Source organism: Corynebacterium ciconiae DSM 44920 (genome assembly GCF_030440575.1).
GTDB classification, from domain to species: Bacteria; Actinomycetota; Actinomycetes; order Mycobacteriales; family Mycobacteriaceae; genus Corynebacterium; species Corynebacterium ciconiae.
The window spans coordinates 2,194,026-2,205,143 of the sequence record NZ_CP047189.1 but is presented as its reverse complement, the minus strand read 5'-3'; the positions used below and the strand labels follow the sequence as shown (position 1 = coordinate 2,205,143).

The window sequence follows — 11,118 nt, the reverse complement described above, 5'->3', positions numbered from 1 at the left end:
GCGGCCTAATCCTCGGAGGCTTCGGCGGTCATGATCGCCTTCGCCAGTTTGCGCAGATGCTTGAGCTGCTTATTCGTAGACTCATCGAGGGCCCGGTCCTCGGCCGCGGCGACGATCTCCGCCAGCTGCGTGCGGGCTTTGGTGCCCTTTTTGGTGGTGGTGACGATCTGGCGGCGTCGATCCTGCTTATCGCGCTCGCGCTTGACCCAGTTCTTCTCCTCCAGGGCGTCGATGAGCCGCACCATGTCGGAGGCGTCCATGGAGAGGATGTCGCACAGCTTGGATTGGCTGGAGGCGCTCGCAGCGGCCAGACAGCACAACACCCAGTACTCCCGCAGGTTAGTGTGCTCCTCGTGGAGCGCTGCCTCCACCTCGTCGCGGGTGCGTCTGCGGAGGCGTTCTAGTTGGAAAGAAGGGGACTCAAGCAACATCTGGGGGAGATCAGGATGTATGGCCATAGCCGTTAGTCTAACCAACCGAGTGCGAAAAAGGGCGCATAGCAGCATAAAGGAGCCGACCCGCCCCCTTCGATCTCCACTTCGAAGGGAGGAGCCGACTCCTCATACCTGATCCTAGACAGATCACATCTGCCACACAAGAATCATTTACTTGCCGTAGCGCTCCACGGAGTCCTGCAGGATCTTCTCGGCCTCGGCCTTATCGCCCCAGCCAGAGCCCTGCACTTCCTTGTTGGGCTCGAGATCCTTGTAGTGCACAAAGAAGTGCTCGATCTCGTCGCGCAGCGCCTGCGGCACATCGGTGATGTCCTGGATGTGCTCCCAGCGGACGTCGTCGATCACGCAGAGCAGCTTGTCATCGCCGCCGGCCTCGTCGGTCATCTTGAACACACCCACGGGGCGGGCCTCAACGATCACGCCGGGGAACACGGGCTCGGGCAGGATCACGAGGGCATCCATCGGGTCGCCATCCTCGCCGAGGGTGTGGTCAATGAACCCGTAGTCCAGGGGGTAGGCCATCGGGGTGAACAGGTAGCGGTCCAGATACACCTTGCCGGACTCGTGGTCCACCTCGTACTTATTGCGGGAGCCCTTGGGAATCTCGATGGTTACTTCAACAGACATGGCGTGAGCTGCAGCCCCTTTCGGCTGGAAATGTATCGGGTGGTACAAACAACGCCCTCGCTGGGAGGGTCTGTTCCTATCGTAGCGTGGCCTATAATCGCTCGGGTACGTGCGGCGCATAAGAGTAGGGGAAGAGATGTCTGCGAAGGCGAAGAATCCGAAAACGTGGTGGGTTACCTCCATCGTTGTGGCCGGCGCCGCGGTCGCCTCCATCGCTGGGGTGGGCATCCAGGCCTATGTGACAGAGCGGGGCCTCAGCCACCCCGAGGTGGTGAGCGCGCACGATGTCACCGGCAGTTTTGCCGCCGCCGAGCCCCAGGCTGAGGTGGACAATGGGCAGCTGGGCGCGCTGATTGCGGACAAGGCCACTGATCCGCGCCTCGGCTCCTTCACTGGGGTGGTCAGCGATACCAGTACGGGCGAGCAGGTGTGGTCGGTGAACCCCGATGAGCAGGTGCGTCCCGCCTCGGCCACGAAGCTGCTCACCGCAGCGGCCGCGCTGATCGCACTGGGTGAGAATGATCAGCTCACCACCACCGTTCACGATGATGGCTCCGGCACCGTGGTGCTCAAGGCCGCAGGTGATGTGATGCTCAATGATGCCCAGCTGGATAGCGTGGTGGAGCAGCTGTCCGACACCCCGGTGGAGGCGGTGGCCATGGACACCTCGGTGTGGCCGGATGAGCCTTTCAGCCCCAAGTGGAATAAGGATGACATCGCCGGCGGCTACATCGCGCCCATGCAGCCGATGATGCTCAACGGTGCGCGCATCGGCGCCGAGTACGGCGATGTGCCGCGCTCGACCACCCCGGCGGAGGATGTGGCCCAGGCGTTGGCGAAGAAGCTGGGCGTGGAGTTTGTGGGTGCCGCCGAGGCGACCGGGCCGGCTGTGGCGAGTGTGAGCTCCGAGCCGCTGGCGGTACGCCTGCACACCATGATGGTGCATTCGGACAATGTGATGGCCGAGGCGATCGGCCGCGAGGTGGCGGTACACACCGGCTATCCTGCCACCCAGGAGGGCTCCCGCGAGGCAACTCTCGCGGTGCTGGCCGAGCATGGCATCGACACCAGCGGCATGGAGATGGTGGACAACTCTGGGTTGTCCACCGATAACGCCATCTCCGCGGCCGCCTTCGTGCGGGTGCTGTCTACGGTGGCGAGCGATCCGGCGCTGCGCCCGTTGCTCAATGCCTTGCCCGTGGCCGGCGGCGAGGGCAGCCTCAGCGCCCGTTTCGGCGGCAGCTCCGGGGAGGGCTGGGTGCGGGCCAAGACGGGCACGCTCACCAACACCGCGGCGCTGGCCGGGCTCATTCCCGCCGAGAACGGCCACACCTATGCCTTCGCGTTCATCTGCAATGATGCCTCTGTCCTGCCGGCTCGTGCCGCAATGGACGAGCTCGCCTCCTCGATCCGTTCCTTCTAGCCCATGCCCACTCACATCGGCGAGATTCCGCTCCCGCGGCGCAGCCCGCACTTTCTTGCTTGTCGACGCCACCTCCGCGTCCATGCCTCTCCCGCCGCAGCCATCGGCCTGTCGGGCGGGCCAGACTCCCTCGCCCTCGTGGCGGCGGCCCTCGCCGAGGGGGTGCAGGTGCGGGCGATCTGCGTGGACCACCAGTTGCAGCCGGGCTCCCGCGAGGTGGCGGAGCAGGCCGCGGCCACGGCCCGCCGCATGGGGGCGGAGGCTGTGGTGGCCCCGGTGACGGTGGATGCCCGCGCCGGCGGGATGGAGGCGGCCGCGCGCCGTGCCCGCTACGCCGCGCTGCGCGCCCAGGCGGGATCGCGGCCGGTGTGGGTGGCGCACACCCTCGATGACCAGGCGGAGACTGTGTTGCTCTCGGCGCTGCGGGGCCGAGTTGCGGGGATGGCGGTGAGCGACCGGCACGTCCAGCGGCCCTTCCTAGGCCTGCGGCGTGCCGACACCGTGGGTGCCTGCGCGGAGCTGGGGTTGAGGCCGTGGCAGGATCCGCTTAATGAGGACGCGAGTGTGCGTCGTATAGCGATCCGCTCGAAGGTGATGCCCTTGTTGGAGGAGATCACCGGAGCCGATGTGGCTCCTGCACTCGCCCGGGCCGCGGCCACTGCCCGCGAGGATGCGGACTTCATTGCTGCTCAGGTGCCCGAGATCGACTCCGACGGGGTGAGCGTGTCGCTGGCTTCCGCCCCGCGGGCACTGCGGGTACGAAGCATTATCGCCTTCTTGCGCCACCACGATGCGGCCGTCTCAGCGGCCACAATCGACGCGGTTGATGCGCTGTTGGTGAATTGGCATGGCCAAGGTGGGGTAGCGGTGGGGAAAACCGCGGAGGGGCTACGGTTGGTCGTGCGCCGAAAAAGTGGCACACTCGTCATGGACGAATCCCCCTAATTAGCAGCTAGGAACCATCATGGAATCTGCCAAGGACATCGCCGTTCCCGCGGGCAAGTATCACGACGACATCGAAGCCGTCATCATCGACGAAACCACCCTGCAAGCACGTATCCGCGAGCTCGCCGCGAAGGTGAGCGAGGAATACGCCGATATTGAGGATGACCTCGTGTTGGTGTGCGTGCTCAAGGGCGCGGTGTATTTCATCACCGATTTCTCCCGCGAGCTCTCCATTCCCGCACAGATGGAGTTCATGGCGGTGTCCTCCTATGGCAACTCGGTGTCCTCCTCCGGGGTGGTGCGCATTCTCAAGGATCTGGATCGCGATATCGCTGGCAAGCATGTGCTCATCGTGGAAGACATCATCGATTCCGGTCTCACCCTCTCTTGGCTGATGAAGAACCTCTCCAACCGCCAGCCCGCCTCCCTCAAGGTGGTCACGCTTTTGCGTAAGCCGGAGGCTGTGTCCGCCAAGGTGGAGCTTCTCGACGTCGGCTTCGACATCATCAACGCGTTCGTCGTCGGCTATGGCCTCGACTATGCCGAGCACTATCGCGATTTGCCGTATATCGGTCTACTCAAAGAACGCGTGTATAAGGACTAGACTCAAAGGCCTCTATGAAGAACAAAAAGATCCTCAATATCGGGCTTATCGCGGCTGTTGCGCTGGTGGGGCTGTTTCTCATTGTGCAGCTGACGGACGATACCCGCTCCTACCGCGAGGTCGATACCTCGGTGGCGCTGTCCCAGCTCAATGACAAAAACGCCAAAGAGGTGCGTATTGATGACCGCGAGCAGCGGATACTCATCGAGCTGAAGAAGCCCACCACCGTGGACAAAACGGAGGGTGTGGAGAAGATCCAGACCCAGTACCCGGCCCGCACCGCCCCGGAGATCTTCGATCGGGTCACTAAGGCCGACCCCGAGAAGTTCACCACCAAGGTCACCCGGGATTCCTTCATCGGTTCGATGCTGACGATGATGCTGCCGCTGCTGCTCATCTTCGCCCTCATCATGTTCTTCTTCAGCCGCATGCAGGGCGGCGGCATGGGGCCTTTTGGTTTCGGCGGCTCCAAGGCCAAGGAACTCACCAAGGACATGCCCACCAACACCTTCGCGGATGTGGCGGGTGCGGACGAGGCCGTGGACGAGCTCCACGAGATCAAGGACTTCCTGCAGGATCCCACCATCTACGAGAAGCTGGGCGCCAAGATCCCGCGAGGCGTGCTGCTCTACGGCCCGCCCGGTACGGGTAAAACCTTGCTGGCCCGCGCCGTTGCCGGTGAGGCCGGGGTGCCCTTCTACTCCATCTCCGGTTCCGACTTTGTGGAGATGTTTGTGGGTGTGGGAGCCTCCCGAGTGCGCGATCTGTTCAAGCAGGCTAAGGAAAACAGTCCCTGCATTATCTTCGTCGACGAGATCGACGCCGTCGGCCGCCAGCGTGGCGCCGGCATGGGCGGCGGCCACGACGAGCGCGAGCAAACCCTCAACCAGCTGCTGGTGGAGATGGACGGCTTCGGCGACCGCCAGGGCGTGATCCTCATGGCCGCCACCAACCGCCCCGATATCTTGGACCCCGCGCTGCTGCGCCCGGGCCGCTTCGACCGCCAGATCCCGGTGACCAACCCGGATCTGAAGGGCCGTGAAAAGATCCTCGAGGTGCACGCGAAGGGCAAGCCCTTCGCCTCCGATGCTGATCTCAAGGCTCTGGCCAAGCGCACCGCCGGCATGTCCGGCGCGGATCTGGCCAATGTGCTCAACGAGGCCGCGTTGCTCACCGCCCGAGTGGGCGGCAGTGTGATCACCGCCGATGCCCTCGAGGAAGCCACCGATCGCGTGATCGGCGGTCCGCGCCGCTCCTCCAAGGTGATCTCCGAGCAGGAGAAGAAGATCACCGCCTACCACGAGGGTGGCCACACCCTGTCTGCATGGGCGCTGAAGGATATTGAGCGCGTGTACAAGGTGACGATCTTGGCGCGTGGCCGCACCGGCGGACATGCGATGACGGCCCAGGAAGACGACAAGGGCATGTACAACCGCAAGGAGCTGTTTGCCCGCTTGGTCTTTGCCATGGGTGGCCGTTCCGCCGAGGAACTCGTCTTCGGCGCCCCCACCACGGGTGCCTCCTCCGATATCGAGCAGGCCACGAAGATCGCCCGGGCCATGGTGACCGAATACGGCATGTCCCCGGAGCTCGGTTTGGTCAAGTACGGCGAGGAGCAGGGCGATCCCTTCGCCGGCATGGGCCGCGGCGGCTCTATCGAATACTCCGAGAAGGTGGCCGCCACCATCGACGACGAGGTGCGTTATCTGCTGCGCAAGGCGCACGAAACCAGCTACCGCATCCTGCGCGAACACCGCGACACCCTCGATGCACTGGCCTACAAGCTGCTGCAGAAGGAAACGCTGCGCCGGCCCGATCTGGAGGCGCTGTTCTCCGATATCGAACCGCGCGGTGTGGACGAGGTCTTCCCCGCCGAGGACATCGACTTCCCGGCCCAGTTCGACCGCGAGCCCGTCAAGACCCCCGTGGAGGAGGCTATCGAGCGCGGCGAGGAGCCGCCGAAGCCCTTCTCCCTGCTCGAGGCCTCGAAGGCAGCGAGGGCGCGTCGAGAAGCGGAGATGGCCAAGCGCCAGCAGGAGCTGTCCCCCGTGGCGCCGGAACAGGGCCCGTGGACTCCGAACTCCGGCTCCACTCCGAATTACGGCACCCCGCCGCCCGAGGGCTGGACAGTGCCCGGCTGGCCGCAGGACGAGCCCGACCCGCAGAAGCAGCACCCGGGGGTGGAAAACTACGGCGATAGCACCGAGGCCATCGGTTTCCGCCTGCCGGAGCGCGAGCGCCCAGACGCCGAGGACGAGCACTACAACGGCAACCACCGGGCGCAGGAGTAGGCGAGCATGAGCGAGCACGAGTTTGACGCCGAGCGCATCGAGCGCGCGGTGCGCGAGATCCTTCTCGCCATTGGGGAGGATCCGGACCGCGATGGCCTCGTGGACACCCCAGCCCGGGTGGCGCGGGCTTACCGCGAAATCTTCGCAGGGCTGCGCGAGGACCCCGCCGAAGTGCTGAACACCACCTTCGAGGAGGATCACCGCGAGCTGGTGCTGGTGCGTGATATTCCCATCTACTCCATGTGCGAGCACCACCTCGTGCCCTTCTATGGGCGCGCCCACATCGGCTACATTCCCGGGCCCAGCGGCACCGTGACGGGGCTATCCAAACTGGCCAGGCTGGTGGATCTCTATGCCAAGCGACCGCAGGTGCAGGAGCGTTTAACCACCCAGGTGGCCGATGCGCTGGTGGAGAAGCTGGGCGCGCACTCGGTGATCGTGGTGATCGAATGCGAGCACATGTGCATGGGGATGCGCGGCATCCGCAAGCCCGGTGCGATGACCACCACATCGGCGGTGCGCGGCGGATTCCAACGCGATGCCGCCTCCCGCGCCGAAGCCCTCAGCCTCATCCGCGGATGCTAGGAGAAACCGCCATGATCCTGCAGCACCCGCACCGCGCCACCGTGATGGGCATCGTGAACGTGACCGAGGATTCCTTCTCGGATGGCGGCCGGTACCTTGATCCGGACGCGGCGCTGCGCCACGCCCGTCGGCTCGTGGCCGAGGGGGCAGACATTATTGATGTCGGCGGGGAATCCACCCGGCCCGGCGCCACCCGCGTGGATGCCGCCGTGGAGCGTGAGCGCGTGGTGCCGGTGATCGCCGCGCTTCACGCCGAGGGGATCGCCACCTCGGTTGATACGATGCGCGCCTCCGTGGCCGCCGCCGCAGCCGAGGCGGGGGTGGACCTTATCAACGATGTTTCCGGCGGGCTCGCCGACCCCGAGATGCGTGCGGTGATGGCCGAGACCGACCTTCCGGTGTGTCTCATGCATTGGAAGGCCGCCACCTTCGGCAACGCCTCCGGTGCCGCCCACGCCCCGGGCAGCGTGGTGGAGGATGTGCGCCGCGCCCTCGCCGAGCTCACCGCCGCCGCCATCGACGCCGGGGTGCGGCCGGAGAACATCACCGTGGATCCCGGCTTGGGCTTTGCCAAGACCGCCCGCGACAACTGGGAGCTGTTGCACAACCTTCACGTGTTCACCGCCGGTGAGTTCCCCGTGCTGGTGGGGGCGTCGCGTAAGCGTTTCCTCAACGCCATCCGCCTGGCCCGCGGCCTAGATTCCCATCCGGATCCGGCCACCGCCGCTGTCACCGCGATTGCCGCCCAGCAGGGCGCGTGGTGTGTCCGGGTGCACGACGTGGCTGTCTCGCGCGACGCGGTGGACGTGGCCCAGTTGTGGAACCATCCTGAGGAGAGTTAATGGCTGATCGTATTGAACTCACTGGCCTCGAAGCCACCGGTTATCACGGGGTTTTCGACTTCGAGAAACGCGCCGGGCAGCGCTTTTTGGCGGATCTCACCTGTTGGCTCGACTTTCCCCGCGAGGACACCCTCGCCGGCACAGTGCATTATGGTGAGCTCGCCGAGCTGGCCCACGCGGTGCTCACCGGACCTCCCATGGATCTCATCGAGACCGTCGCCTCCACCATCGCGGAGCAGGCCATGGAGCGCTTCCCGCAGCTGCACGCCATTGAGGTGCGCATCCACAAGCCCGATGCCCCCATCGATCTGCCCTTCCAGGACGTGGCCGTGGTGGCGCGCCGCTCTCGCAGGAGGTAGTGAATCATGCGCGCAGTGATATCGATCGGCTCCAATACTGGTGCTTCTCGCTCCCATCTGGCGAGCGTGCTGGAGGAGTTCCGCTCCGAGATGGTGGCCTGCTCCTCGCTCTATGTCACCGCGCCATGGGGAGTGGAGGACCAGCCGGACTTCCTCAACGCGGTTCTCATCGTGGACACCGAGTCCACTCCGCAGCAGCTACTCGCCCGCGGCCAGGCCCTCGAGGCCCGCGCCGAGCGGGTACGCCAGCGCCACTGGGGTCCGCGCACTCTCGACGTGGACATCGTGGATATCCCGGGCTTCACCAGCACAGATCCCACACTCACCGTCCCGCATCCTTATGCTCACCAGCGCGGCTTCGTGCTCATCCCCTGGCACGAGATCGCTCCCGACGCTGCTCTTGGCGGCACTCCACTGAGCACGCTTATCGACGCTCTCCCGGCCGCCGAACGCACCGGTATCGAGGTGATCGAATGAAACGCACACCTGTCTCGTGGCTTCTTGCCGCCGGGGGCTTTAGCGCTCTGGTTGGCGTGATCCTCACGTGGGGACGCTATGGTTCCTTGGTGACAGTCTCGGCCACTGCCTCCGTCACGCTCTGGGTGATGGCGCTGGTTTGTGTGATCTGGGGGAGGAGAGTGCGAGAGAATCTCGATCACAACAACATCGGCATGGATCGCTCCCAGCTCAATCCCACCACCGCGGCCCTGTGGCTGGTGGTGGCGAAAGCATCGGCGTGGACTGGGGCGATCGTGGGCGGCTGGTATGTGGGCATGGCCACCTTTGTATTGCCGAAGGCTTCCTCCTTGGCCGCCGCCCAGAATGATCTTCCGGGCGTGGTGATCTCCGCGGCAGCCGGTGTGGCCTTGGCCGCGGCAGGAATATATCTGGAGCGCGGATGCACCTTGCCACCGCCGCCGGATGGGGAACCGGCCTGACGTGCCGCGCGGGCTCAGCCCACTACGGGGCAGTTTTAGGTAGATTAAGGACTCATGAGCTCCCCCACCCCTCGTGAAGAACAGCAGCACGCCGAGCAAAGCGACAAAGGCCAGATCGCGCTGATCGTGCTGGTGGTGCTGGCACTTGCCGCCAGCTTGCTCATGTTATTCATGAACAATGACGCCATGATGAAGCTCGCCGTGCTCGCCGCCCTGTGGGCCGCGGTGCTGGGCTTCTTCCTCGTCTTCCGCTACCGCAACCAAGTGGAGGAGGCGAATGCGGCGTTGAATGCCCAGCGCGACCTGTACGAGGAGAAGCTGGAGCGCGAGCGCGCCGATCACCGCTCGGAGCAGCTGGAGATCGAGCAAGACTATCTCGAGGCCTTGCGCGAGGAACATGACGACAATATCGCCGCCGTGCGTGAGCAGCTCGAGATCCTGCGGGAGCAGCTGGAGCAGCTGACTGGGCAAATCTACTACGAGCCGAAGACCCTCAGCGCCGCCGCCGAGCGCATCCACGAGATCGAAGAAGCCACCAGCTCCCTCGAGGACGAGCGGCCGGAGCCGCCGAGCAGCCCCCTTCCCTTCGATGCGGAAACCACCGTGTTCAACCGCGTCGAAGACATTCCCGAGCCGCTGTGGGAACCGGAGCCCGAGCCTGAGCCCGAGCCGCTGTGGGAACCGGAGCCCGAGCCTGAGCCCGAGCCGCTGTGGGAACCGGAGCCCGAGCCTGAGCCCGAGCCGCTGTGGGAACCGGAGCCCGAGCCTGAGCCCGAGCCGCTGTGGGAACCGGAGCCCGAGCCTGAGCCCGAGCCTTCCCACCACGGGCGCCGCCGTGCTGATGAGCGCGCTGGGTCGGTCTCGGTTGCTGATCTGCTGAAGAACTTCAACAAATAATGGCTTTCGAACCTGGCGCGGCCCGGGTGATTGATTCCCCTGATCTGCTGCGCACCTTTGCCTCCGCCATGCGTAAAACGGGCCGCCCCGTGGTGCTTGTGCCGCTCGCCGAGCCGTGGGCGCCGCAGCATGTTGCGCTTGTTCGCGCCGCAAGGAGCGTTCCCCGTGCTGTCGTGGTGCTCGTGGGGGAGTGTTCCGAGGAGCACGCCCGCGAGTTGGGGGTGGATGCCAGCGTGCCTGGGCTGGACGCACCGCGGATCACGCTGGCCCTCGATTCTGCGGGGCTCGAGCAGCTGGAAGAGCGTGCATCGCTGATGCTGAGGCTGCTGGTGCTGGTGAATCCCCATGTGGTGGTGCTCAGCGAGCGCGATTATGAGTTTCTGCTGCTCACGCAGAGGCTGATTTCCGAGTATGGTTTCACCGCTTCGGTGCGTGGTGTTCCGCCGACGCGCTCGGCCTCGGGTGTGGCCTTGCAGCCAGCCCTCGCCGATCTTGGTCCCGAGCAGCTCGAGCGGGCCATGGTGCTCTCTGCCGCGTTGCTTGCCGCTACCCACCGCGCCGAAGAAGGCGCCGAGGCCGTGCTTGCTACCGCTCGTGAGCTCCTCGGTGCCGATGATGGGGTGGATGTGGAGTATGTCGAGTTGCGTGATGCCCGCACCTTCGGTCCCCCTCCTGAGCGCGGTGATGCCCGCCTGCTCGTGGCCGCCACGATCGACGGCGTGCGGGTGATCGACAATGTCGGTGTGCCGGTGGGCATCGGCTTCAAAAACTTAAACACGGAAAATGGCGTGTAAAATACCGTGCGTACCCTACCTAGGAGTTAAGCATGGATTCCTCCACCGTCGCGCTTGGCGTGCTGAACGATTTCCCCGCAGCCACCTCGAAGGTCCTCGTCAACAACGAGCACCTGCGCACCGTCATCTTTAGCTTCAATGCCGGCGACACCCTCGCCGAGCACTCCTCCCCACGGGCCGTGGTGGTGCAGCTCATCGACGGCCGACTGAACGTCACCGTCGCCGGCGAGCCCCACGAGATGCACCCGGGCGATGTCATCTATCTTGCACCCAATGAGCGCCACGCCCTCGAGGCCCTCGAAGCCTCGCACATGAGCTTGGTGATGGTGGACGTCGGTGGCGCCTAGGGAGGCTGCTA

Annotated in this window: 14 protein-coding genes; 12 read left to right on the top strand and 2 right to left on the bottom strand. The window is 65.0% G+C overall.

Translation table 11 applies throughout. The features are described from left to right. Positions 1-5: 5 nt before the first annotated feature. Both CCICO_RS09715 and CCICO_RS09710 read right to left on the bottom strand, forming a co-directional pair. On the bottom strand, positions 6-458 hold the full coding sequence (locus tag CCICO_RS09715; RefSeq protein WP_018019365.1) for a MarR family winged helix-turn-helix transcriptional regulator: 453 nt from the start codon (positions 456-458) through the stop codon (positions 6-8). Between the two features lie 147 nt (positions 459-605). After that, on the bottom strand, positions 606-1,082 hold the full coding sequence (locus CCICO_RS09710; RefSeq protein ID WP_018019364.1) for an inorganic diphosphatase: 477 nt from the start codon (positions 1,080-1,082) through the stop codon (positions 606-608). Positions 1,083-1,218: 136 nt separating this feature from the next. Between CCICO_RS09710 and dacB the strand changes: the two genes are divergently transcribed. The 12 genes from dacB to CCICO_RS09650 are packed head-to-tail and all read left to right on the top strand — an operon-like array spanning position 1,219 to position 11,107. Further along, on the top strand, positions 1,219-2,505 hold the full coding sequence (gene dacB / locus CCICO_RS09705) for a D-alanyl-D-alanine carboxypeptidase/D-alanyl-D-alanine endopeptidase (protein ID WP_018019363.1): 1,287 nt from the start codon (positions 1,219-1,221) through the stop codon (positions 2,503-2,505). Positions 2,506-2,508: 3 nt separating this feature from the next. Beyond that, a complete protein-coding gene (gene tilS, locus CCICO_RS09700) occupies positions 2,509-3,450 on the top strand; it encodes a tRNA lysidine(34) synthetase TilS (protein ID WP_018019362.1) in 942 nt (313 codons plus the stop codon). 19 nt (positions 3,451-3,469) lie between these two features. Continuing rightward, the gene (gene hpt, locus CCICO_RS09695) at positions 3,470-4,054 is read left to right on the top strand and encodes a hypoxanthine phosphoribosyltransferase (RefSeq protein ID WP_018019361.1); all 585 of its coding nucleotides are present in this window, start codon (positions 3,470-3,472) and stop codon (positions 4,052-4,054) included. Between the two features lie 14 nt (positions 4,055-4,068). Continuing rightward, positions 4,069-6,345, top strand: coding sequence for an ATP-dependent zinc metalloprotease FtsH (gene ftsH, locus CCICO_RS09690; RefSeq protein WP_018019360.1), 2,277 nt, complete (start codon positions 4,069-4,071; stop codon positions 6,343-6,345). Positions 6,346-6,351: 6 nt separating this feature from the next. Beyond that, the gene (gene folE / locus CCICO_RS09685) at positions 6,352-6,930 is read left to right on the top strand and encodes a GTP cyclohydrolase I FolE (protein WP_018019359.1); all 579 of its coding nucleotides are present in this window, start codon (positions 6,352-6,354) and stop codon (positions 6,928-6,930) included. Between the two features lie 11 nt (positions 6,931-6,941). After that, on the top strand, positions 6,942-7,772 hold the full coding sequence (gene folP / locus CCICO_RS09680) for a dihydropteroate synthase (RefSeq protein ID WP_018019358.1): 831 nt from the start codon (positions 6,942-6,944) through the stop codon (positions 7,770-7,772). Then, the gene (folB, locus tag CCICO_RS09675; RefSeq protein ID WP_018019357.1) at positions 7,772-8,131 is read left to right on the top strand and encodes a dihydroneopterin aldolase; all 360 of its coding nucleotides are present in this window, start codon (positions 7,772-7,774) and stop codon (positions 8,129-8,131) included. The genes folP and folB overlap by 1 nt, the downstream gene beginning before the upstream one ends. Positions 8,132-8,137: 6 nt before the next feature. Continuing rightward, positions 8,138-8,608: a 2-amino-4-hydroxy-6-hydroxymethyldihydropteridine diphosphokinase gene (gene folK / locus CCICO_RS09670; protein ID WP_018019356.1), complete on the top strand. Its 471-nt coding sequence runs from the start codon at positions 8,138-8,140 to the stop codon at positions 8,606-8,608. Next, complete coding sequence (locus CCICO_RS09665; protein ID WP_018019355.1) at positions 8,605-9,069, top strand: DUF3180 domain-containing protein; 465 nt, start codon at positions 8,605-8,607, stop codon at positions 9,067-9,069. The genes folK and CCICO_RS09665 overlap by 4 nt, the downstream gene beginning before the upstream one ends. Positions 9,070-9,123: 54 nt before the next feature. Then, positions 9,124-9,966, top strand: a complete 843-nt coding sequence (locus CCICO_RS09660; protein ID WP_301354535.1) for a DUF6779 domain-containing protein — start codon at positions 9,124-9,126, stop codon at positions 9,964-9,966. Further along, the gene (locus tag CCICO_RS09655) at positions 9,966-10,760 is read left to right on the top strand and encodes a pantoate--beta-alanine ligase (RefSeq protein ID WP_018020484.1); all 795 of its coding nucleotides are present in this window, start codon (positions 9,966-9,968) and stop codon (positions 10,758-10,760) included. The genes CCICO_RS09660 and CCICO_RS09655 overlap by 1 nt, the downstream gene beginning before the upstream one ends. Positions 10,761-10,792: 32 nt before the next feature. After that, positions 10,793-11,107, top strand: coding sequence for a cupin domain-containing protein (locus CCICO_RS09650; RefSeq protein ID WP_018020483.1), 315 nt, complete (start codon positions 10,793-10,795; stop codon positions 11,105-11,107). The last annotated feature ends 11 nt before the right edge of the window (positions 11,108-11,118 follow it).